Source organism: Kribbella sp. CWNU-51 (assembly GCF_054073265.1).
Genome location: NZ_JBSXMZ010000009.1, coordinates 271,334 through 292,699, shown reverse-complemented (window position 1 = coordinate 292,699; position 21,366 = coordinate 271,334). Strand labels below are relative to the sequence as shown.

Annotated in this window: 20 protein-coding genes; 13 read left to right on the top strand and 7 right to left on the bottom strand. The window is 69.1% G+C overall.

Going from position 1 to position 21,366, the window contains the following annotated elements:
• The first annotated feature begins 38 nt into the window (after nucleotides 1-38).
• A complete protein-coding gene (locus ACXC9Q_RS15245) occupies nucleotides 39-1,658 on the top strand; it encodes a S1C family serine protease (RefSeq protein ID WP_457057159.1) in 1,620 nt (539 codons plus the stop codon).
• Nucleotides 1,659-1,778: 120 nt separating this feature from the next.
• Here ACXC9Q_RS15245 and ACXC9Q_RS15240 read toward each other — a convergent pair whose 3' ends face one another.
• A complete protein-coding gene (locus ACXC9Q_RS15240; protein WP_457057158.1) occupies nucleotides 1,779-2,642 on the bottom strand; it encodes an NAD-dependent epimerase/dehydratase family protein in 864 nt (287 codons plus the stop codon).
• Between the two features lie 138 nt (nucleotides 2,643-2,780).
• On the opposite strand from ACXC9Q_RS15240, the gene ACXC9Q_RS15235 reads away from it, so the two are divergent.
• The 7 genes from ACXC9Q_RS15235 (at nucleotide 2,781) to ACXC9Q_RS15205 (ending at nucleotide 11,337) form a co-directional block, all read left to right on the top strand.
• Nucleotides 2,781-4,193 carry an MFS transporter gene (locus tag ACXC9Q_RS15235; protein ID WP_457057157.1) on the top strand — a complete coding sequence of 471 codons (1,413 nt, stop codon included), beginning with the start codon at nucleotides 2,781-2,783 and terminating at the stop codon, nucleotides 4,191-4,193.
• Nucleotides 4,190-4,723: a TetR/AcrR family transcriptional regulator gene (locus ACXC9Q_RS15230; protein WP_457057156.1), complete on the top strand. Its 534-nt coding sequence runs from the start codon at nucleotides 4,190-4,192 to the stop codon at nucleotides 4,721-4,723. Before ACXC9Q_RS15235 ends, ACXC9Q_RS15230 begins: the two co-directional genes overlap by 4 nt.
• Nucleotides 4,724-4,905: 182 nt before the next feature.
• Nucleotides 4,906-8,511, top strand: coding sequence for a methionine synthase (gene metH, locus ACXC9Q_RS15225; protein ID WP_457057155.1), 3,606 nt, complete (start codon nucleotides 4,906-4,908; stop codon nucleotides 8,509-8,511).
• A 54-nt stretch (nucleotides 8,512-8,565) separates the two neighbouring features.
• A complete protein-coding gene (gene sigJ, locus ACXC9Q_RS15220) occupies nucleotides 8,566-9,417 on the top strand; it encodes an RNA polymerase sigma factor SigJ (RefSeq protein ID WP_457057154.1) in 852 nt (283 codons plus the stop codon).
• A 1-nt stretch (nucleotide 9,418) separates the two neighbouring features.
• Nucleotides 9,419-9,778, top strand: coding sequence for a DoxX family protein (locus ACXC9Q_RS15215; protein ID WP_457057153.1), 360 nt, complete (start codon nucleotides 9,419-9,421; stop codon nucleotides 9,776-9,778).
• A 30-nt stretch (nucleotides 9,779-9,808) separates the two neighbouring features.
• On the top strand, nucleotides 9,809-10,285 hold the full coding sequence (locus tag ACXC9Q_RS15210) for an N-acetyltransferase family protein (protein WP_457057152.1): 477 nt from the start codon (nucleotides 9,809-9,811) through the stop codon (nucleotides 10,283-10,285).
• A gap of 200 nt (nucleotides 10,286-10,485) precedes the next feature.
• Nucleotides 10,486-11,337, top strand: a complete 852-nt coding sequence (locus ACXC9Q_RS15205) for an HAD family acid phosphatase (protein ID WP_457057151.1) — start codon at nucleotides 10,486-10,488, stop codon at nucleotides 11,335-11,337.
• A gap of 84 nt (nucleotides 11,338-11,421) precedes the next feature.
• Here the strand turns inward: ACXC9Q_RS15205 and ACXC9Q_RS15200 are convergent, their stop codons facing one another.
• Entirely contained in the window at nucleotides 11,422-12,096 is a 675-nt protein-coding gene (locus ACXC9Q_RS15200) for a TetR family transcriptional regulator (protein ID WP_457057150.1), read from the bottom strand.
• A gap of 98 nt (nucleotides 12,097-12,194) precedes the next feature.
• Here ACXC9Q_RS15200 and ACXC9Q_RS15195 point away from each other — a divergent pair, with 98 nt between their 5' ends.
• Nucleotides 12,195-13,136, top strand: coding sequence for an SDR family oxidoreductase (locus ACXC9Q_RS15195; protein ID WP_457057149.1), 942 nt, complete (start codon nucleotides 12,195-12,197; stop codon nucleotides 13,134-13,136).
• Entirely contained in the window at nucleotides 13,133-13,900 is a 768-nt protein-coding gene (locus ACXC9Q_RS15190) for a class I SAM-dependent methyltransferase (protein WP_457057148.1), read from the top strand. The genes ACXC9Q_RS15195 and ACXC9Q_RS15190 overlap by 4 nt, the downstream gene beginning before the upstream one ends.
• Here the strand turns inward: ACXC9Q_RS15190 and ACXC9Q_RS15185 are convergent.
• Entirely contained in the window at nucleotides 13,893-14,420 is a 528-nt protein-coding gene (locus ACXC9Q_RS15185; protein WP_457057147.1) for a GNAT family N-acetyltransferase, read from the bottom strand. The genes ACXC9Q_RS15190 and ACXC9Q_RS15185 overlap by 8 nt on opposite strands.
• A gap of 60 nt (nucleotides 14,421-14,480) precedes the next feature.
• Here ACXC9Q_RS15185 and ACXC9Q_RS15180 point away from each other — a divergent pair, with 60 nt between their 5' ends.
• Complete coding sequence (locus tag ACXC9Q_RS15180; protein WP_329481671.1) at nucleotides 14,481-14,777, top strand: YciI family protein; 297 nt, start codon at nucleotides 14,481-14,483, stop codon at nucleotides 14,775-14,777.
• Here ACXC9Q_RS15180 and ACXC9Q_RS15175 read toward each other — a convergent pair.
• Nucleotides 14,774-15,316 (bottom strand): dihydrofolate reductase family protein, encoded by a 543-nt coding sequence (locus tag ACXC9Q_RS15175; RefSeq protein WP_457057146.1) that lies wholly within the window; start codon nucleotides 15,314-15,316, stop codon nucleotides 14,774-14,776. The genes ACXC9Q_RS15180 and ACXC9Q_RS15175 overlap by 4 nt on opposite strands.
• A 251-nt stretch (nucleotides 15,317-15,567) precedes the next feature.
• Between ACXC9Q_RS15175 and ACXC9Q_RS15170 the strand changes: the two genes are divergently transcribed.
• Nucleotides 15,568-16,383 (top strand): SAM-dependent methyltransferase, encoded by an 816-nt coding sequence (locus tag ACXC9Q_RS15170; protein ID WP_457057145.1) that lies wholly within the window; start codon nucleotides 15,568-15,570, stop codon nucleotides 16,381-16,383.
• A 171-nt stretch (nucleotides 16,384-16,554) separates the two neighbouring features.
• Nucleotides 16,555-17,457: a hypothetical protein gene (locus ACXC9Q_RS15165; protein ID WP_457057144.1), complete on the top strand. Its 903-nt coding sequence runs from the start codon at nucleotides 16,555-16,557 to the stop codon at nucleotides 17,455-17,457.
• Here ACXC9Q_RS15165 and ACXC9Q_RS15160 read toward each other — a convergent pair.
• The 3 genes from ACXC9Q_RS15160 to ACXC9Q_RS15150 form a co-directional block, all read right to left on the bottom strand.
• Nucleotides 17,433-17,726 (bottom strand): hypothetical protein, encoded by a 294-nt coding sequence (locus ACXC9Q_RS15160; RefSeq protein WP_457057143.1) that lies wholly within the window; start codon nucleotides 17,724-17,726, stop codon nucleotides 17,433-17,435. The two genes, ACXC9Q_RS15165 and ACXC9Q_RS15160, sit on opposite strands and share 25 nt — an antisense overlap.
• Before the next feature lie 84 nt (nucleotides 17,727-17,810).
• Entirely contained in the window at nucleotides 17,811-20,492 is a 2,682-nt protein-coding gene (locus ACXC9Q_RS15155; RefSeq protein WP_457057142.1) for an ATP-binding protein, read from the bottom strand.
• Between the two features lie 41 nt (nucleotides 20,493-20,533).
• Nucleotides 20,534-21,289: an SDR family oxidoreductase gene (locus ACXC9Q_RS15150; RefSeq protein ID WP_457057192.1), complete on the bottom strand. Its 756-nt coding sequence runs from the start codon at nucleotides 21,287-21,289 to the stop codon at nucleotides 20,534-20,536.
• Nucleotides 21,290-21,366: the final 77 nt, after the last annotated feature.

Genomic DNA, 21,366 nt, shown 5'->3' with positions numbered 1-21,366 from the left:
CGACAGGGCCGCAGAACGCTGGCCCACAGCAGGGTGGTGTGCCCCAGCCGACTCCGCAGCAGCCTGGCGCACAGCCCACCGGACCGCAGTACGCCGGTCCGCAGCAGGCAGGCGCGCAGCCGGCGGGGCCGCAGTACAACGGTCCGCAGCAGGCGGGTGCGCCGCAGCAGGGCGGTCAGCAGCAGAGTGGTGTGCAGTACGGCGGTGCGCTGCAGGCGGGTCCGTGGTACGGACCGTACGGCGGACCTCAGCAGTACTACCCGTTCGGTCCGCAGCAGTCTGCGCGCAAGCGTGGGCGGCGACGGCTGTTCGGGACTGTGGGACTGGGACTGGCCGCGGCGCTCGTCGCCGGATCGGTTGCCTGGGGCATCGACCAGCACAATGGCGGGAACACCTCCCAGCTGTCGCAGCAGCAGTTCGATGCCGCCTCGGTCGCCGCGAAGGTGACGCCCGGCCTGGTCGACGTGAACACCGTGCTCGGCTACCAAGGTGCGCGGGCGGCCGGCACCGGCATCGTGCTCAGCTCCGACGGCGAGGTGCTGACGAACCACCACGTGATCGCGGGTGCGACGTCGATCACAGTGACGGACATCGGCAACGGGAAGACGTACAACGCGAGTGTGGTCGGGTACGACGGCTCCCACGACATCGCCGTACTGAAGCTGAAGGACGCGTCCGGGCTGCAGACCGCGAAGACCGGTAACTCGGACAAGGTGAAGCTCGGGGATCAGGTGGTCGGGATCGGCAACGCGGGTGGCGTCGGCGGTACGCCGAGCTTCGCGGCCGGTCAGGTGACCGGACTGAACCAGGCGATCACCGCGACCGACGAGGGCGGGCAGGACCCGGAGCACCTCACCGGCCTGATCCAGACCGACGCGAACATCCAGGCCGGCGACTCCGGTGGTCCGCTGGCGAACGCGTCCGGCGAGGTCATCGGCGTCGACACCGCCGGATCCAGCAGCAACAACGGCGGGCAGGGCCAATTCGGCCAGACCGCCGCCACCACCGGCTCCGCCGCCACCGCGACGCTGACGGCGGATGGCAACGGACTCGGGAACGGCGACGGCAACCCCGGCTTCGGCCCGGGCTCCGGCTTCGGTGACGGCTCCGGCAACGGCTTCGGCGACGGATCGGGCAATGGCAACGGGTTCGGCGACGGATCCGGCAATGGGAACGGGTTCGGCGACGGATCCGGCAATGGGAACGGGTTCGGCGACGGATCCGGCAACGGCGACGGATCGGGCAACGGTTCCGGCAACGGGAACGGTTCCGGCAACGGCAGCGGGACGACGACCGAGGGCTATGCGATCCCGATCAACGACGCGCTGAACATCGCCCAGCAGATCGAGAACGGCAAGGCGTCGGACACCGTGCACATCGGAGCGTCGGCGATGCTCGGGATCTCGGTCGAGACGAGCCCCGGTACGACGGGCGCCGTGGTCGGCGACGTGGTCGCGGACGGCAAGGCGGACGACGCCGGCATCACCGCCGGTGACGTGATCACCTCGTTCGACGGTCACGCCGTGGACTCGCCGGACACCCTGTCGGCGCTCCTGAACAAGCAGCACCCCGGCGACAAGGTCGAGGTCGGATGGGTCGACCAGTCCGGTCAGACCCACAAGGCGACCATCGAGCTGATCACAGGCCCGGTTCGCTGATTGACAGACAACAACTGAACCCGGTCCGGTGATACCAGCGCACCCCTCCGCTGGGGCGGACCGAACGATCGGGCCCGGCACTCTTGTCCCCAGGAGAGTGTCCGGGCCCGATCGGCACGTTCAGGAGAAGAAGCCGGTACGCCAGGTCGGATAGACCGGGGACCACCCGAGGTCGGTCCGAGCGTGCGCGTTGGACGCGCCGCGAGCCCACGGCGTCCGACCGGCGCCGGCCGCCTCCGCGGCAGATGTAGAGGATGTGGTGGGAGGGTGCGCGCCGATGGATTCCGCGAAGAGCGGGGTCCAGGTGGAGGCGGGGGCTGGCTCGTTGTCGACGAGGTTGACCGGGCCGGATGGCCAGTCGAGGGCGGCCAGGGCGGCGTCCGCGGCGTCCTGGACGTGGAGGAAGCTGGTGACGTCAGGGCCGGTGGGGAGATTGCCGGTGGCGGCGAGGTCTGCCATCGCGCCGCCCTTCGTGTACCAGGTGTCGGGGCCGTAGAGCGTGCCGTAGCGGAGGACGACCCATTCGGGGGCTTCGGCAGTGATGTCTTCCAGGGTGGCGACGGCTCGGACTGTTGCGCGGCGGCGGTCGTCCGCGGCATCCAGGTCCAGCGGTGTTGATTCCACCGCGGGTGCGTCGCCCGGCTCGTAGGCCCAGGCGATGCTCTGGGAGATCACGCGGCGCACGCCGGCGAAGAGCGCCGCGTCGATCAGGTTGCGGGTGCCCTCACGCCGGATGCGGCTGTTGGCGGCGAAGTCCCGCGAGGACAGGTCGGTCAGCTGGTGGAAGACCACCTCCGGCCGGGCCGCCGCGACCACCTCGCGCAACCCGGCAGCGTCGTACGCATCCCCGACGACGGTCCGGACGCCCTCCGCGATCGCGTGGTCCCGGCGGGTGAGGGCGGTCACTTCATGGCCCTGGGCAACCAATTGGGGAACGAGACGGCGGCCGATCACGCCGGTGGCGCCGGCGACGAAGATCCTCATGGGATCACGGTAGGCAGCTTACCTACGACGATCGTGGTCCAGTTGGTGAACGATTTCCTGGGCCACTTCCGGCAGGGGTGAACGCTCGTTTACGCTGGTCTCTGAGTAAACAGCTGTTCACGCCGTGAGGAACCCAGCTTGACGCTTCGCCCTGCCGCTCATCCACGCCTGATTCTGGCCGCGCTCGCCTTCTGCGGCGTCCTCGTCTCGATCAGCCAGACCATCGTCGTACCGCTGCTGCCCGTGTTGCCGGGGATCACCAACAGCTCGGCCGCCGACGTCAGCTGGCTGATCACGGTGACGTTGCTCACCGGCGCCGTGTTCACGCCCCTGCTCGGACGAGCCGGCGACATGTACGGCAAACGCCGCGTACTGCTGATCGCCCTGTCCTCGATGGTGATCGGGTCGTTGCTCTGCGCAAGCAGCAACGATCTGACGGTGCTGATCGTCGGCCGCGCGTTCCAGGGCGCCGCGGTCGCCGTCGTACCGCTCGGGATCAGCATCCTGCGCGACGAGTTGCCGCCGCGCCGGGTGATCCCGTCGATCGCGATGATGAGCTCGACCCTCGGCGTCGGTGCGGCGTTCGGGATCCCGGCCGCGACGCTCGTGGTGCAGTACGCGAACTGGCACACGATGTTCTGGATCACCCTCGGTCTCGGGCTGCTCGACATCGTCCTGGTGCTGCTGATCGTGCCCGAGTCCGCGGTCCGGACCAGCGGGCGCTTCGACGTCATCGGCGCCCTCGGGCTGAGCGCGTTCCTCGTCTGCCTGCTGCTCGCCGTCTCGAAGGGCAGCAGCTGGGGTACGGCGGAGATCGTCGGGCTGTACGTCGCTGCCGCGGCCATCGTCCCGTTGTGGGGCTGGTACGAGCTGCGGACCACCAGCCCGCTCGTCGATCTGCGAGTGTCGGCGCGTCCCGCCGTACTGTTCACCAACCTGGCCGCGCTGCTGATCGGGTTCTCGTTCTACGCCAACTCGCTGTCGACCGCGCAGCTGGTGCAGGAGCCGACGTGGACCGGGTACGGGCTGGGCGAGTCGATCGTCGTGAGCGGCCTGTGTCTGCTGCCCGGTGGTGTCGCGATGGTGCTGCTGTCGCCGGTGTCGGCCCGGATCTCGTCCGCCCGCGGGCCGCGGTTCACGCTGGCGATCGCGTCGGTGCTGATGGCGGCCGGGTACGTCGTCCGGCTGTTCACCAGCGGGAATGTCGCGGGGATCGTGGCCGGGGCAACCGTGGTGTCGGCTGGAACCGCGGTGGCGTACTCGGCACTCCCGGCCCTGATCATGCATGCTGTGCCGGTGACCGAAACGGCCGCGGCGAACGGCCTCAACACCCTGATGCGCACGATCGGCTCCGCGATCTGCAGCACGATCGTCGCGATCGTGCTCGCCGGTGTGACGATCAGCAGGGCCGGCCAGGTCGCGCCCGCGTTGTCGGCGTACCTGATCGTCTTCGTCATCGCCGGGCTCGCGGCCGTGGTGGCGGCCTGCCTGGTGTCGCTGATCCCGGCCCGGCGGCCCGCGCCGGTTCCCGTCGAGGTCGGTACGACGTGACGGACCCGGGGCGGACCGCGATCCTCCGGGCGGCCCGGCGGGCGTTCGCCCTTCAGCCGTACGACGTGGTCACCCTGCGCGGGATCGCCGCCGACGCGAACGTCAGCGCGGCGCTGATCGTGAAGCACTTCGGCAGCAAGGAATCACTGTTCGAGCAGGTCGCCGACTTCAGCGAGGCCGCCGAGCTCCTGCTCGCCGCGCCGGACGCGGAGCTCGGGCGGCACGCCGTACTCACGCTGGTGAACTACCGTCGCGACCACGGGCTGGACCTGCTTGTCCGGGTGATCTTCGCGGCCGGCAGCGGCGACGAACGCGCGCTGATCCGCGAGCACTTCCGCGACCAGGTGACGCGCGCCTTCGCCGCCCGCCTGACCGGCGCCGATGCCGACCTCCGCGCCGAACTGATCACCGCCCAGCTCCTCGGCCTCGGTGCCGCCATCTCCGTCAACAAGACCGGCCCCGTCGCCACCACCGACCCGGAAGCGATCGCCGACCTCTACGCTCCAGCCCTCCAGGCCCTCATCCACTGACCGTGCCACGGGTTGAACAGGCATCTTAGTATGTGGACGCGGCGCTTGGCCAGAGGTGTGACGCCGTTAACATAGGGCAACCAGGACGAGAGGCGCTGCAACGGACCCAGGTCCGCCACGCTCGACCTGGTGCACCGACTGCGAAGGGCGCCTCCGGAATCTTTTTCTGGAGGGGACGGCAGATGAGTGAAACCGCGCTACGGGAACTGCTGGATCAGCGGGTCGCGGTGCTCGACGGTGCGTGGGGGACGATGCTCCAGGGCGCCAAGCTGACGCCGGAGGACTACGTCGGCGACCGCTTCGGCGACCACACCCACGAACTCACCGGCGACCCGGACCTGCTGAACCTGACCCGGCCGGACGTCATCCTCGACGTCCACCGGCAGTACCTGGCGGCCGGTGCCGACATCACCACCACGAACACCTTCACCGCGACCAGCATCGGCCAGGCCGACTACGGCCTGCAGGACTACGTGCGCGAGATGAACATCGCCGGCGCCCGGCTGGCCCGCCAGGCCGCGGACGAGGTCGGCGGCAGGTTCGTGGCCGGTTCGATCGGCCCGCTCAACGTCACGCTGTCGTTGTCCCCGCGCGTCGAGGACCCGTCGTACCGTGCGGTGACCTTCGAGCAGGTCCGGGACGCGTACGCCGAGCAGATCGCAGCGCTGGCCGAGGGCGGGGTCGACCTCCTCCTGATCGAGACCATCTTCGACACCCTGAACGCGAAGGCCGCCGTCGCCGCGGCCCGCGAGGTCGCGCCGCACCTGCCGTTGTGGATCTCGGTGACGATCGTCGACCTGAGTGGCCGGACGCTGTCGGGTCAGACGGTCGAGGCGTTCTGGAGTTCGATCGAGCACGCCAAGCCACTCGTCGTCGGCGTCAACTGTTCCCTCGGCGCCGCCGAGATGCGCCCACACGTGGCCGACCTGGCCCGCTTCGCCGACACGTACGTCGCCTCGCACCCGAACGCCGGCCTCCCGAACGCCTTCGGTGGGTACGACGAGACGCCGGAGCAGACGGCCGGGATGCTCGAGGAGTTCGTCGAGTCAGGACTCGTGAACATCGTCGGCGGCTGCTGCGGTACGACGCCCGCCCACATCAACCGGATCGCCCAGGCTGTCCAGGACCTGCCGCCGCGGACCGTCGTACCCGCTGATGACACCACCAGGTTCTCCGGCCTGGAGCCGTTCAAGATCGCCCCGGACACCGGGTTCGTGATGATCGGTGAGCGGACCAACGTGACCGGGTCGGCGAAGTTCCGCCGGCTGATCGAGGGCGACAACCATCAGGCCGCGGTCGACGTGGCGCTGGAGCAGGTCCGCGGCGGCGCGAACCTGCTGGACGTGAACATGGACGCCGACCTGCTGGACAGCGAGCAGGCGATGACCACGTTCCTGAACCTGATCGCGACCGAGCCCGAGGTGGCCCGGATCCCGATCATGATCGACAGCTCGAAGTGGTCGGTGCTGGAGGCCGGGCTGAAATGCGTGCAGGGCAAGGGCGTGGTCAACTCGATCAGCCTGAAGGAGGGCGAGGAGGAGTTCCTCGAGCGCGCCCGGCGGATCCGCGACTACGGCGCCGGCGCGGTGGTGATGGCGTTCGACGAGCAGGGCCAGGCCGACACGGTCGAGCGCAAGGTGGCGATCTGCGGCCGGGCGTACGACCTGCTCACGCAGAAGATCGGCTTCCCGCCCGAGGACATCATCTTCGACCCGAACGTGCTCGCCGTCGCCACCGGCATGTCCGAGCACAACGGCTACGCCAAGAACTTCATCGACGCCTTGCCGTTGATCAAGGCGCGCTGCCCGGGCGTCCACCTCAGCGGCGGTATCTCGAACCTGTCCTTCTCGTTCCGCGGCAACGACGTGGTGCGAGAGGCGATGCACTCGGCCTTCCTGTACCACGCGGGCAAGGCCGGCCTGGACATGGGCATCGTCAACGCCGGCCAGCTCGCGGTCTACCAGGACATCCCGGCGGACCTGCTGGAGCTCGTCGAGGACGTCATCTTCGACCGGCGCGACGACGCCACCGACCGCCTGGTCAGCTTCGCCGAGAACGTGAAGGGCAAGGGCACCCAGCGCGAGGTCGACCTGACCTGGCGCGAGGGCACCGTCGAGGAGCGGCTCTCGCACGCGCTCGTGCACGGCATCGTGGACTTCATCGAGGCCGACACCGAGGAGGCCCGGCTGACCCGGAAGCGGCCGCTCGAGGTGATCGAGGGCCCGCTGATGGACGGGATGAAGATCGTCGGCGACCTGTTCGGCGCCGGCAAGATGTTCCTTCCGCAGGTGGTGAAGAGCGCTCGCGTGATGAAGCGCTCGGTCGCCTACCTGGAGCCGTTCATGGAGGCGGAGAAGGAGCAGGCCCGGCGGGAGGGACGCGCCGAGATGGTGCGCGGTCAGGGCAAGGTCGTGCTGGCCACGGTCAAGGGCGACGTCCACGACATCGGCAAGAACATCGTCGGCGTGGTGCTCGGCTGCAACAACTACGAGGTGATCGACCTCGGGGTGATGGTGCCGGCGGCAAGGATTCTGGACACCGCGGTGGCCGAGGGCGCGGACGTGGTCGGCCTGTCCGGGCTGATCACGCCGTCGCTGGACGAGATGGTTGCCGTGGCCACCGAAATGCAGCGGCGCGGCCTCAAGCTCCCGCTGCTGATCGGCGGCGCGACCACGTCGAAGCAACACACCGCGGTCCGGATCGCTCCGGCGTACGATCGGGCGACCGTGCATGTGCTGGACGCGTCCCGGGTGGTCGGCGTGGTGTCCGACCTGCTCGACGAGGACCGGGCCGAAGCGCTTGCCAAGAGCAACAGTATTGACCAGGAGCGGTTGCGCGAACAGCATGCTAACAAGCAGCGCAGCCCGTTGCTGACGATCGCCGATGCCCGGGCCAACGCCGAACCCGTCGAGTACGGCGAACTCCCGGTGCCAGCGTTCACCGGGCTGCGCCGTGTCACGCCGAGCATCGAGACGTTGCGGACGATGATCGACTGGCAGTTCCTGTTCCTGGCGTGGGAGCTGAAGGGCAAATACCCGGCGATCCTGGACCAGCCGGTCGCGCGCGAACTGTTCGACGACGCGAACACCCTGCTCGACGAGATCATTGCCAACGGCTCCTTCACGGCCGAGGGCGTGTACGGGTTCTGGCCGGCGCACAGCGAAGGTGACGACATCCTGCTGGACGGGCTGGACGTGTCGTTCCCGATGCTGCGGCAGCAGACCGAGAAGCCGGCCGGACGGCACAACCGCTGCCTGGCCGACTACGTCGCGCCGTCGGGTGACCACCTCGGCGGGTTCGGGGTCGCGATCCACGGTGCCGAGGCGCTGGCCGCGTCGTACGAGGAACGCAACGACGACTACCGGGCGATCATGGTGAAGGCGCTGGCCGACCGGCTGGCGGAGGCCTTCGCCGAGTGGATCCACCTGGAGGCGCGGCGGGCGTGGTTCGAGCCGGACGCTCAGCCCTTGCTGGCGGATCTGCACGCGGAGCGCTTCCGTGGGATCCGGCCCGCGCTCGGGTACCCGGCCAGCCCGGATCACTCCGAGAAGCAGGAGCTGTTCGACCTGCTGGAGGCGGACAAGCTCGGCCTGGGCCTGACCGAGTCGTTCGCGATGACGCCGGCCGCGGCCGTCAGCGGCCTGATCTTCGCCAGCCCGGCCGCCCGGTACTTCAGCGTCGGCCGCCTCGGCCGTGATCAGATCGAGGACTACGCCGTACGCCGGGGCATGTCCGTCCAGGACGTCGAGCGCTGGCTGCGACCGAACCTGGCCTACGACCCGGAGTGATGTCACACTTCCGCGGCCGGAACGCTCATACCGGGTGTGAAGGCACACGCTGAAGTGAGTTCGACCGAGGAGTTCGTTGCGCATCGGGAGTTGTTGTTCTCGATCGTCTACAACGTGCTCGGTTCGGTGGCGGATACCGAGGATGTGTTGCAGGAGACCTGGCTGGCGTGGTCCGGCCGGTCCGGTGTCGAGAACCCGCGCGCGTATCTCGTGCGGATCGCGGTGAACGCTGCGCTTGCTCGCCGTACGACGATCAACCGGCGCAAGGAGGAGTACGTCGGGCCGTGGTTGCCGGAGCCCGTGGTCACGCCGATCGATCCGGTCGAGCGGGCCGAGGCGGTTTCGCTGGCGATGCTGGTCGTTCTGGAGACGCTGACGCCGCTGGAGCGGGCGGTATTCGTCCTGCATGAGGTCTTCGGCTACGCGCATCCGGAGATCGCTGAGATCGTCGACCGTACGCCGGTCGCCGTACGGCAACTCGCGCACCGGGCCAAGGAACACGTGCAGGCGCGGCGGCCTCGCTACACCGCGGATCCACAGGTGCGGCTCGAGGTGACACAGCGGTTCATCGACGCGGTGGTCGGTGGGGACCTGAACGCATTGATGGAGGTGCTCGCGCCGGACGTGACGCTGTGGGCCGATGGTGGCGGCAAGGCCCGGGCGGCCGGGCTGCGGCCGGTGCTGGGGCGGGACAAGATCGCGCCGCTCATCGTGGGCGACGGGCGGCGGCGGCCGGTGCCGTCGCTGGGCATCCGGTACCGGGCCGTGAACGGCGATCCGTCGGCGTTGCTGCTGTCGGGGGACACGCCGTTCGCGGTGATCGTGCTGGAGGTCGAGGGTGATCAGGTGACCGGCATCTTCGCGATCACGAATCCGGACAAGCTCGCTCGGGTGGCGGTGAACTGACGTGACTGCCTTCGCTGTTGTCGTTGTCGCCGTGACTATTGGCCTGAACGGCTTCTCTGGGATCGCGGCCTTGCTGCACTGGCAACCGATCCTCCCCGGGATGGTGAAGGCCGGGGTGCCGGAGTCTTGGTTGACGTTTCCGATCGGGACACTCAAGACCGCTGGGGCGGTCGGGCTTCTCGCCGGTCTGCTGGTGCAGCGTCCTGGGCTGATCATCGCGGCCGCGGTGGGGTTGGTGCTCTTCTTCGTCTGCGCGTTGTACACGCATGTGCGTGCTGGGGATTACACCGCGCAGTTCTTCCTCGCGGTCTTCTTCCTAACCATGGCGTGCGCCTCGCTCGTAGTCAGCGTGACTGCCTGACGGCGGGGCCATCCTGCTTACTCTGACTGCATGACTGTGAACGTGCGGCCCGCGGTTGCCGATGACGTCGATGCCATCGCCGCGATCTGGTACGCCGGGTGGGGCGATGGACACCTTGGTCACGTGCCGGACGAGTTGGTCGCGATCCGGACCGAGGAGTCCTTCTGGACCCGGGCGGCGAATCGGATCACCGACACCACGGTCGCGGTCGTCGGTGACGAGGTCGCCGGGTTCGTGATGGTGGTGGGGGAGGAGGTCGAGCAGGTCTACGTGTCGCGCGATCACCGGGGATCCGGAGTAGCCGGGACGCTACTCAGCGAAGCCGAGCGGCAGGTGAAAGCAGGAGGACACAGCGAAGCGTGGCTCGCAGTCGCCACCGGCAACGCCCGGGCCCGCCGGTTCTACGAGCGCAGCGGCTGGACCGACAACGGCCCCTTCGACTACCCGGCGAACGTCGACACCGGCACCTTGCCGGTCCCGTGCCACCGCTACGTGAAGCCGGTCTAACGGATCGTGCTGCGGCGGGCACCTCGCGTGTTCTTCCTTCTGACTTGAGCTTACAGCGAGTGGGCATTGCCGGACGGAGGTTATCCACAGGCGTGACGTCGTACGGAGGATTCCCCTGGATTTGTTGAGCGGGTTGCGGTGATCCGGCGGGGGCGGGGTTAGTTTGCTTTTGCACGTTTCCCGTTCTTGGAGAGGTCACCATGGTCATCCGTTCCTGGCGCCGGCCGTCCCGTCGGCTGGTTCTGACCGGCGTCGCGGCTGTCGCGATGGCGTCGGTCGTCGGCGGAGTCGCGTACTCGGCCGGGGCCGCGTCTCCGCAGCCGGCGATTCAGACGTCGACGCCGCGGAGTGAGAAGCAGGTCACCAACATCGACGTGTTGCGCCAGCAGTTGCGCAACTACTACGGCGACCCGCTCGGCAGCGGCACGTTCGCGCCGGACGGCAACTACGCCAAGGAGGCCAGTTCGGTCGCCGCCGCGGGGAAGCGCTGGATCTCCGCGCCGCACCACACCAAGACGACCAAGGCGATCCTGCTGGACGTCGACGACACCTCGCTGGCCACGTGGAACTACGAGATCTTCAGCAACTGGGCGTTCAACCCGACGACCAACGCGGATTTCGTGCTGAACCAGCGGTTCCCCGCCGTGCCGGGCATGGTCGACCTGGTGAAGACCGCCGAGCGCGAGGGCTATGCGATCTTCTTCCTGACCGGGCGCGGTGCCGCGCAGGAGCAGGCGACCCTGGGCAACCTGACCGAGGACGGTATCGGCGTCGACGCCGGCTACCCGAAGCCGACCACGCTGCGGAACGGTGAGGACGGCCTGTTCACCAAGCCGGCCGTCGCCGACTACCCGGACTACCTGAAGAAGGCCTGCGCCGGCGACCCGAACGGCTCCTGTACGACGATCCACTACAAGTCGGCCACCCGCGCGCACATCGAGTCACTCGGCTACGACATCGTCGCGAACTTCGGCGACCAGTTCTCCGACCTCAAGGGTGGCTTCGCCGACCGCACCTTCAAGCTCCCGAACCCGAACTACTACCTGCCGTAACTGCTGGATCGTCCACCGAGTCGTGGATCGTGGTCGGCACCGCCAGCCGAAGCCGACCCGAATCCACGACTCGGTGGCTGACCATCACTGCGTGAGCCGGGGGAGCGCACCGCGGAGGAGGAGCCAGAGGTTGTCGCGGAGGGCCGGCTCGAACTCCATCCGGATCGTCCCGAGCGAGGGGTCCGCATCGTAGGCCGCGATGACGGCCGGGACGGGATGGGAGTGGGTCCAGATCGCGCCCGCGAGCATGCTCGCGGCGGCCATGAAGCGGCCCGATCCCTCCGCGCCGAGCTCCGGTAGCGCCCCGACGACCACCTCGATCATCCGCTCGAAAGCGATCGCGGCCGCCCGCTTGAACGCCAGCGCGGTCTCGGTCGAGATGTTCCGCTCGAGCACCGACGCCTGTGCGCTGATCAAATCGCAGAACACCGGTCGCGCGGCCAGCGTGCTGACCGCGGCCGACACCAGCCGCTCCGCCCGCTCGTCGACCGGCGCCGTCGGTGCGACGCCGGCGAGCGCGGCCGCCAGATCCTCCACCCAGGCCGTGAGCTCCGTGCTGGAGAGCTCAAGTAGGACCGCCTCGCGGGACTCGAAGTAGTTCAGCACGTTCGACTTCGCCAGGCCGACGCGGCGGCTCAGCTCGTTGAGGCTGAGGTCCGCTACCGGCATCTCGGTCAGCATGGCCGCCGCCGTCTCGAGGATCGCCCGCCGCCGGACCGCCCGCTGCTCCGCGCTCCGCGCGCGCTGGAATGTCGTCACCCTCACATTCTACAGACCGTCGGTCTGTTGTTATCGAACCGGCGGTCTGATACCGTCGAGGACATAACAGACCACCAGTCTTTTACGAGGAGCAGACCATGTACAACGTCCCCGACCAGACCGGCAAGCTCGCCGTCGTCACCGGCGCCAACAGCGGCACCGGCAAGGAGGCCACCAAGCGCCTCGCCGCCGCCGGCGCGCGCGTGATCATGGCGGTCCGGACTCCTGCCAAGGGTGACGCCGCCCGGGCCGAGATCCTGGCCGAGCACCCCGACGCCCTACTCGAGGTACGCCGGATCGACCTCGCAGACCTGGCATCGGTGCAGGAGTTCGCCGACGGGCTGGCCGCGGACGAGCCGAACGTCGACCTGCTCGTGAACAACGCGGGCGTCATGCACCCGCCGACCCGGATCACCACGAAGGACGGCTTCGAGCTGCAGTTCGGCTCGAACTTCCTCGGCCCGTTCGCGCTCACCGTGCGGTTGCTGCCGCTCGTCCTCGCCGCGCCTGCGCCGCGGATCGCGACGATGGCCAGCGGTGCCGCGAACTTCGGCCGGATCCACTTCGACGACCTGCAGTGGGAACGCCGGTACCGCCGGATGGCGGCGTACTCGCAGTCGAAGCTCGCCGACCTGATGATGAGCAACCACCTGGCCAAGCTCTCCGCCGACCGCGGTTGGGGCCTGCTCAGCGTCGCCGCACACCCCGGTTTCACCCGCACGAACCTGCAGACCGCCGGCGCCTCGCTCGGCCGGGAGCGGCCGTCGCGCCTCACCCACTGGGGCCTGCGGTTCAACCCGCTCCCGACACAGGGCGTGGAGGTCGGCACCGAGCCGCTGCTGTTCGCGGCGACCAGCCCGGACGCCCAGCCCGGCGCGTACTACGGCCCGTCCGGCCGCCTCGGCCTGGTGGGCCCCACCACGCTGGTCAAGGCCCCGAAGAACGCACTGGACCCGGAGAGCAACGCTCGCCTGTGGTCGGTCGCCGAGGGCCTGACGGGTGTCTCACTTCCCGCATCCGGTCCTATCCTGCGCAAATGAGCGAATGGTCGAGCGGGGAGATCTACGAGTCCTACGTGGGTCGGTGGAGCCGGTTGGTGGCGGCTGAGTTCGTGGCCTGGCTGGATCAGCCCACCGGCCTGCGCTGGCTCGACGTCGGCTGCGGTACGGGCGCTCTGACCAGCACGATCCTGCGTACGGCGGATCCCGCGTCGGTGCTCGGGGTCGACCCCTCGGCCGGCTTCATCGAGTACGCCCGGCAGACCGTCCGCGACGAACGGGCGACCTTCGAGGTCCGGTCGGCCGCCGAACTCCCCGACGGCCCGTACGACGCGGTCGTCGCCGGGCTCGTGCTCAACTTCATCCCCGAGCGGGTCGAGGCGCTCCGCCGGATGCGAGAGATCGGGTCGACGGTCGCGGTCTACGTCTGGGACTACTCGGACGGCATGGAGCTGATGCGGTACTTCTTCGACGCGATGATCGAGGTCCGGCCGCAGGATCGCGAACACGACGAGGGTCTCCGGTTCTCCTTCTGCACGTCGAAGGGCCTGGACGGACTGTTCAGCGAGGCCGGGTTCACCACGGTCGACCTGCGCGAGATCGTCGTACCGACGGAGTTTGCGTCGTTCGACGACTATTGGCAGCCGTTCCTGGGTGGGCAGGGGGTCGCGCCGGCCTACCTGCGTGCTTTGGACGAGTCAGACCAGGTGGCGTTGCGGGAAGCAGTGCGTTCGCGGCTGCCGATCGAAGCGGATGGGACGATCCAGTTGAAGGCGAAGGCCTGGGCTGCGAAGGCGGTCAGCTGAGGTAGTCGCTGCGTAGTAGGCCGAAGAGCAGGTCGTCGGTCCACTCGCCCTTGAACCAGCTGTTGGACGGCCGCAGCCCCTCCTGCTTGAAGCCGACCCGTTCGAGCAGCCGAGCGGACGCGGTGTTGCGGGCGTCGCACTCGGCGGAGACCCGGTGCAGCTTCCGCTCGATGAAGACGTCGTCGAGCAATCCGCGGACGGCCTCGGTCGCATAGCCCCTGCCCTGGTACGCCGATGCGAGCGTGAAGCCGAGCTCGGCCTGCATGAGGTTCTCGTCCAGGTTGAGGCCGAGATCCCCGATCAGTACGCCGTCCAGGTCGACGGCGTACTGGAACCAGCCGAGCGCGGCCGGGTCGCCCTGGGCGAACTCTTCAACCTTCTGCACCGCCTCGGACAGCGGCAGCGGGGCGTCCCACGACTGGTACCGGGCGATGTCGGGATCCGACCGGTAGGCCGCGAACGCCTCGGCGTCGGCGGTCGTGAAGCGGCGCAGAATCAGCCGTTCGGTGCGCACGAACATCAAGCCATCATGTCAAAACCACGGCCTCGACTCCGTCCTATCGGTGAGAGGGGTGAACCGATGAAATACCTACTGATCCTGCAGGGCGAGGGCGAGCCGTGCCCGGGCCGCGACGACTTCGAGCGGATCGCCTGCGACACCGGCGAACTGGTCGGCGGCGAGGTACTCGCGGATCCGCAGCTGGCCGTCCACGTGCCCGATCGGGCTGCTCCTACGCCCATCGACGCCTACTACCTGATCGACGTGGAGAGTCGCGAGCGGGCGGTCGAGCTCGCGCGATTGCTGCCGGACGCCCGGACCGTCGGGCGATCCGTCGAGGTTCGCGCGGTGATGCACTCGACCGCCGCCGACTTCTAATCCGCGACCTTGAACCAGAGGTGGGTGGCGAGCGGGGTCTGTGTCACGCTCAGCCGGTCGAGGCGGACGGCGCAGCCGCCGGGGTGGTCGAAGAGGCGGGTGCCGTCGCCGAGCATGACCGGGGCGAAGAGCAGCAGGACCTCGTCCAGTTCGCCGGCCTCGATGCACTGCTTGGCGACGTCGGCGCCGATCACGTTGACGTATTTGTCGCCGGCTGCCTCCTTGGCGAGCGCGAGTGCCTTCGCGAACTCGTCGACGTACGTGATGCCGGGCTCGGAGGTGTCCGGCGGACGGTGGGTGAGCACGAACAGCGGCCCAGTCCACCCACCGCCGAACGCCTGCCCTTCGCCGGCCTCGCCCTTGTGCGGGTCGTCGCCGTCGTGGGAACGGCGGCCGGCCAGGACAGACCCGATCCGGGGGAGGAGTTGCTCGACCTCCGGATCGGGCCCGAGGTACGGGCGCATCCACTGCATATCGCCGTCCGGTCCGGTGATGAAACCGTCCACCGACATCGTCACTGAATACAGAACCATTGCCATCGAGTCCTCCTGACTCGCTCGTCTGGGTGTCCTTCGTTGAGACGAGCGAGCCCGAGGAAACTCATCGCGGACCGCCAGGCCATCACGACCGCGGGCCCAAGCCCGTGCCGCCGCGTGCGGAGGAAGTGGTGGCGTGATTGTGATGGCCTGGGCGTTCGTATCACGAGCCCCGGTGCGACTGCGGTCCGTGCTGGCGGTAGCCTTCCCGGCAATCGGCCTTTTCGGATTCGGAATCGAGGTGGATCGGGGCGATGCCGGAGCCGGAGCACGCGATGATCGACCTCGAGCAGCCGTCCCAGGCCCGGTTGTACGACCTCTTCCTCGGCGGCAAGAACAACTTCGAGGTGGAACGCCAACTGTTCCAGGAGCTGGTCAAGATCGCGCCCGAGGCGCCGGAGCTGGCCCGGGAGAACCGGCGTTGGCTGGCCGACGTGGTCGGCCGGATGATCACCGACGGCGGCATCGGCCAGTTCCTCGACCTCGGCGCCGGCCTGCCGACTCGGCGGAACACCCACGAGATCGCCGCCGAGGCGGACCCGCTGGCGACCGTCGTGTACGTCGACAACGACCCGACCGCGATCTCGCACGGCCAGGCGCTGCTCGCCGACGATCGGACCAGCTTCTTCGCCGGTGCCGACCTGACCGACCCGGCCGCCGTCCTCGGGCACCCGATCGTGACCGCGGCGCTCGACCTGAACCGCCCGGTCGGGATCATCCTCGGACTCGTACTGCACGCGATCCCGGACACCGATCGGATCGAGCGCGTGATCGCGGAGTACCTGGCCGCCGTACCGTCCGGGTCGTACCTGGCGCTCAGCCACCCGCTGAACCCGCGCGACGGCAGCCGGCTGGCCGAGTTCTCGACGGCGGTCGAGGAGAAGGTGCGGGAAGCCTTCCCGCAGGTGATGTTCCGGACCCGGCACGAGATCGCCGGGTTCGTCGCCGGCCTCGACCTGGACAAGCCCGGGCTGGTCGACCTGACCGCCTGGTGGCCGGGCGCCGATCAGCACCTCAGTGCCACCGGTGCGGCCCAGTTGCTGCTGGTGGCACTCGCCCGCAAGCCCTGACAAACCACTGGTGATCCGGCCGTCCGCGGCCGATGATGGGTCGTATGTCTGCCAAGGCTGCTGCCGCTCACTGATCGCGCCCGGCCTGATGTCTCCGGGCTCGCCTGATCATGCCCGTCGCGACGACGGGCCCCGCAGCGTGCAGTTCCTCAGCCTTGGAGTTCGTTCCTCATGACCAATGTGTCGTCGTGGGTCGAGATCGCGTGTGACGAGTCCGGATTCTCCGGGACCAACCTCCTGGATCCCGCCTCGCCCGTGATCACCCACGCCAGTGTCGATCTCGGCATCCCCGCAGCCGCCGACCTGGTCGCCATCCTGCGACCACGGCTCCGCCACCGCACCGAGTACAAGTCCAACCAGTTGCTGCGACCCGCGCAGCGAGCCGAACTCGAGTGGTTCCTCACCACTCTGCGCGGGCATGCGCACGTCCACGTCATCGACAAGACCCGGTACGTCGCCGCCCGGGTCTTCGAGTTGTTCACCGGCGAACCGTCGTACGGCGATGGGACGAGCCTGGCCCGGGAACACTGCGATGGCGTGCTCGCCCTGCGGCACCGGACCGACTTTCTGGCCGCGTTCGTCGACCTGACGCGGACGAAGCGGTTGCGGCTGATCGACCACGCCGCTGTCGACCGGTTCTTCGCGACGATGCCGTCTGATGTGCCGGCCTTGCGTGAGGTGACGCGTGCCCGGGTGGAAGGCGTGATGCTGCGGCTGATCAACGACGATCGGACGATCCCGCCGCCGCTCGAGCCGTTGGTGCCCGCGCTCGCCGAAACCGCGCTGTTCTGGAGTGCTGGGCAACGGTCGGTCGCCGTGGTGCACGACGAACAGAGTGCGCTGACGCGACATCGGGTGGCGCGATTGCGCACGTACCTTGCCGACGCGGTGTTCCCGGCACCACCGCCCCTGCTCACGCTCACGCAGGTCGACTCGAAGGCCGACCCGCGCGTGCAGGTGGCGGACCTCCTCGCTGGAATCGGCCGCCACCTGACCACCCGGCCGGCCACCCCCCAGCTGGCCGAGTTGCTCGCTCCCTACCTGAACGGTCAGCCCACCGGCTGGCGGGTGTAGGAGCGCGCCACCGCGATACCGACGATCTCGGGGCGGCCGGCCGGTTCGGGGCCGAGGACCTTGGCGAAGGCCGGTCCGAGGCGGTCGGCGAAGAACCGGTCGGCGTGCTCCTTGGACTCCCAGAGCGTGACGACCCGGAGTCCGTCACCGGTGCCGCCGACGTACCTGGCGTGCAGGCCGTCCGGTTCGTCGGCGCCGAGCTGCTCCATGACCTGGTCGAACTGTTCGATCGCCGCGAACGGCGGGGTGGCGACTGCGATCCACTGCATGATTCCTCCTTGATGATGCGGATGTTCATCACGGTAGGAATCCGCCGGCGATCCGGAATCCGCCAGATCACTCATCCTGGGTACTCATCGGCGGCTGGACCAGGCCGCGATCTGGCTGCGGGTGGCGAAGCCGAGCTTGGTGAGGATGTGCTGGACGTGGTTCTGTGCGGTCCGCTCCGAGATCACCAGCCGGGCGGCGATCTGGCGATTGGTCAGCCCTTCGGCGACCAGACCGGCGACCTCCAGCTCGCGCCCACTCAGCTTGTGCTCGGGGTCGCCGTTCAGCCGGCCGAGCAGCACCTTCAGTTGATCGGCGTACGCCGCCATCCCCAGCGACTCGACCAGGCGGGCAGCCTCGACGGCGAGTGGTCGAGCTTGTTCGCGGTCACCCGGCCGGTCGCGGGTGAACAGAGTGCGGGCGAGGTGGAACTGCGCCTCGGCGACGAACCCGGCGGCCCCGGCAGACTCGGCCATCGCCACCGCGATGGCCAGATCCTCGACCGCGGAGTCCAACCGTCCGAGCGCGGCGCCGGCCCGTCCGATCGCCAGCTCCGCCGGCCCCATGTACGCGACACCGTTGCCTACGGCATGCTCCCCGCGGAACGGTTGCAACCGGTCCAGCAGGACGCCGAGGTCGTCGTACCGGCCGAGGCCGCAACAGGCCAGCGTCGCGTACACGTACGCCGGCAGCACGAAGAACGCGGGCAACGACCACTCGTCGATCCGGCCGGCCAGCCGGTACGACGCCGCCGCCTGCTCGGGTTCGTCCGCGCACAGCAACAGCTGGGCCCGGGACAGCAGCGACATCGTGGCGAATCGCGGTGGCGGATCGAACCGCTGCTCGATCAGGTCACGCATCTCCGCGCTGACGCCGACATGACCGGCCAACGCGATCTGGAGCGCGAAGTACGCGCCGGTCGCGGGTGCTCTCTCGACCGGTCGCATCCGGTCGAACCCGCGCCGCGCGACCGCCGCCGCCTCGGTGTACTGCCCGCGAGCCTGGGCGATACACGCGGCGATGCGGTCGTGATGCCAGGCCGCGACCGGTCCACCGAGGCGATCGGCCGCGACCCGCAGCCGGGGGAGTTCCTCGGCCGCGGCGGCGAGCCGGCCGCTCTCGATCAGCGCGTCCAGCCGCCAGATCTCGCCCCACATCTCGGCGCGGGGATTGTCCGTCCGCTGGGCGAGTTCGAGCATTTCGGCCGCGAGGTCCAGCCGCTCCGCCCGCCCGTCCGCCCCCGGGCACGCCTCCTGCCGGGCGCGGAGCGCGTCGGCGAGGGCTCGATGGTCCGCCGAGGATCGGGCCAGCTCGAGGGCGGTCGCGCTCAACGCGTCGAGTCGTGCCTGTTCGCCGGCGTAGAAGGCGAGATGGCTGCGCAGGGCAAGCAAGCGGGCTCGCAGCGCGAGATCGATGCTTTGGGCAAGCGCTGCTTCGCACAGTCGCTCAGCGGTCGCGTTGATGGTCGGATCGGGTACGGCCTCGAGGACCAGCGCGGCCTCGGCGCACTGCTCCGGAGTCTGCGCTGCCGCAGCGGCTTCGACCGCCGCCGCACAGCACGCCGTCAGATCACCCGCGAGGTACGCCGCCTTGCCCAGGGCAACCAAGAGGTCGCACGACTCCGCGGGACCGAGCGGCCGCGTCGCCAGCGCCTGCCGATACAGCCGAACACCTTCCTCATAGGCCAGTCGCCGTACGGCGTCCTCCGCGGCGCGGACCAGCCAGGTGCGTGCCGTCGTACCGTCGCCGTACTGAGCCAGGACCGCGTAGTGTCCGGCGATCGCTGCCAGGTGGTCACCGGCGTCTTTTGCCAGCGCATCGGCGATCGCCCGGTGGAGGGCTGTGCGCTCGGTGGTCGACAGGGACGCCTCGACGGCATCGCGGGTCAGGGCGTGGATGAAGCGGAAACCGTCGCCCAGGTGTTCGAAGAAGCCGAGGCGGGTCGCCTCGTCGACCAGTGGCAGGCATTCGTCGACCGATCGTTGCAGCATCGCGGCAATGGTCCGCAGCCGGATCTCGCGGCCGGCGATTGCGCTGGCCTGAACCAGCCGGCGGCAGTCGTCCGAGGCGCGGCCGAGCCGGGCGGTGACGATCTCGAGCACCGACCGCGGCGGCCGGTCCGGCTGCCAGGAGCCGTCGGCGATGGCGCGGGCGATCTCCCGGACGAAGAGCGGGTTGCCGCCGGTGATGCGATGCACCGTCGACACCACCGTGGAGTCTGTGGTTGCTGTCAGCAACTGTTCGGCGACCTCGGGGCGATCGAAGGTGCGCAGCTGAAGGCGTTCGGCGGTGGAGAGGTCGCCGAGGTTCGCCGCGTCGCGGGCGGTCGCCAGGATGAGGACCGGCATGTCTGCGAGCTCTTCGGCGAGGTGACGCAGTACCAGGACGGAGGGTTCGTCAGCACGGTGGACGTCGTCGAGGATGATCACCAGGCCGCGGTCGCCGGCGGCTCGTCGTACGGAGTCGGTGACTTCTTCGAAGAGCAGGAAGCGGTCGTCACCGGACAGCACTTGATCCGCGTCCAGGCCGAGGGATCGCAGGACCTGCCGCCAGGGCCAGTACGCCGGCGCGCCGTCGGTCTCGGCGCAGCGGCCCCAGGCAACGGCAGCGCCTTTGGCGAGGGCCGATCCAGCGAGTTCCTGCGCCAGCCGGGTCTTGCCGATTCCCGCCTCGCCGGTACACACCACGAGGCGCCCGCTGCCCGCGCGCGCCTCGTCAACCCACCCCCGCAGCGCCCGCAGTTCCCCCAGGCGCCCCACCATCGCCATGCGCCAAGCATCGCGCCCGGCGACCCGAAGCGGAAGCCCACTCAGCGCTGGGGGATGTGCTCGGCGAGGTAGTCCTCCCAGGTACGCGTGCCGACGGTGGCACCGCTGAGGGTCAGATTCCCGCCGGCTCGGTAGACTTTGCCGGCGTTACCAGGGATGTGGATCGGCATCGACAGCCGGTGCTTGCCCGTGGCCCGCAGGTAGTCGCGGGAGAGCTCGCCCATGGTGTAGACCTTCGGGCCCACCAGGTCGGGCACGAGCTCAGCGGGCTCGCCCAGCGCCAGCTCGACCAGCCGCTCGGCCACATCGCGCGCATCCACCGGCTGGAGCCGCAACCCACCCGGAACGGGCATCACCGGAAGCTTGGCCATCGCCCCCACTGTCTTCACGGCGAAGTCGTGGAACTGCGCCGCTCGCAGGACGGTCGACGGCACTGAAGACGCCAGCACCGCCTGCTCGGCGCCCAGCTTCGACTTGAAGTAGGTCAATGACAGCTGGTCCACGGCCGTCACCGAGATGTGCACCAGATGCCGCACCCCAGCCCGCTCCGCGGCCCGGACAAGATTCCGCGTCCCGATGTCGTCCCCCTTCGGTCCGCCCGCCAGATGGACGACCACCTCGACTCCGCTCAGCGCCTCGTCGATCCCGTCACCCTTCAGCAGATCCGCCGCGACGTACTCGACCTCGTCGCCACTCTCCCGCGCGTGGCGGCTCAGCACCCGCACCTTCCAGCCCGCCGCCTGCACCAACGGCACAACCTGCCGCCCCAACGTCCCTGTCCCACCAGTCACCAACATCGTCCCCACGATTTCCTCCACTCGTCCGCGGCCCCGATCTCCGGAGCCCACCGCTCTGACGGACCTCAACAGTCGGA

What these genes read in the sequence shown, in the direction of transcription:
- ACXC9Q_RS15150 (WP_457057192.1), bottom strand. Translation starts at nt 21,289, where the DNA reads ATGTTGGTGACTGGTGGGACAGGGACGTTGGGGCGGCAGGTTGTGCCG.
- ACXC9Q_RS15165 (WP_457057144.1), top strand. Translation starts at nt 16,555, where the DNA reads ATGACCAATGTGTCGTCGTGGGTCGAGATCGCGTGTGACGAGTCCGGA.
- ACXC9Q_RS15240 (WP_457057158.1), bottom strand. Translation starts at nt 2,642, where the DNA reads ATGAGGATCTTCGTCGCCGGCGCCACCGGCGTGATCGGCCGCCGTCTC.
- metH (WP_457057155.1), top strand. Translation starts at nt 4,906, where the DNA reads ATGAGTGAAACCGCGCTACGGGAACTGCTGGATCAGCGGGTCGCGGTG.
- ACXC9Q_RS15185 (WP_457057147.1), bottom strand. Translation starts at nt 14,420, where the DNA reads ATGTTCGTGCGCACCGAACGGCTGATTCTGCGCCGCTTCACGACCGCC.
- ACXC9Q_RS15180 (WP_329481671.1), top strand. Translation starts at nt 14,481, where the DNA reads ATGAAATACCTACTGATCCTGCAGGGCGAGGGCGAGCCGTGCCCGGGC.
- ACXC9Q_RS15195 (WP_457057149.1), top strand. Translation starts at nt 12,195, where the DNA reads ATGTACAACGTCCCCGACCAGACCGGCAAGCTCGCCGTCGTCACCGGC.
- ACXC9Q_RS15170 (WP_457057145.1), top strand. Translation starts at nt 15,568, where the DNA reads ATGCCGGAGCCGGAGCACGCGATGATCGACCTCGAGCAGCCGTCCCAG.
- ACXC9Q_RS15205 (WP_457057151.1), top strand. Translation starts at nt 10,486, where the DNA reads ATGGTCATCCGTTCCTGGCGCCGGCCGTCCCGTCGGCTGGTTCTGACC.
- ACXC9Q_RS15210 (WP_457057152.1), top strand. Translation starts at nt 9,809, where the DNA reads ATGACTGTGAACGTGCGGCCCGCGGTTGCCGATGACGTCGATGCCATC.
- ACXC9Q_RS15175 (WP_457057146.1), bottom strand. Translation starts at nt 15,316, where the DNA reads ATGGCAATGGTTCTGTATTCAGTGACGATGTCGGTGGACGGTTTCATC.
- ACXC9Q_RS15155 (WP_457057142.1), bottom strand. Translation starts at nt 20,492, where the DNA reads ATGGCGATGGTGGGGCGCCTGGGGGAACTGCGGGCGCTGCGGGGGTGG.
- ACXC9Q_RS15190 (WP_457057148.1), top strand. Translation starts at nt 13,133, where the DNA reads ATGAGCGAATGGTCGAGCGGGGAGATCTACGAGTCCTACGTGGGTCGG.
- ACXC9Q_RS15160 (WP_457057143.1), bottom strand. Translation starts at nt 17,726, where the DNA reads ATGCAGTGGATCGCAGTCGCCACCCCGCCGTTCGCGGCGATCGAACAG.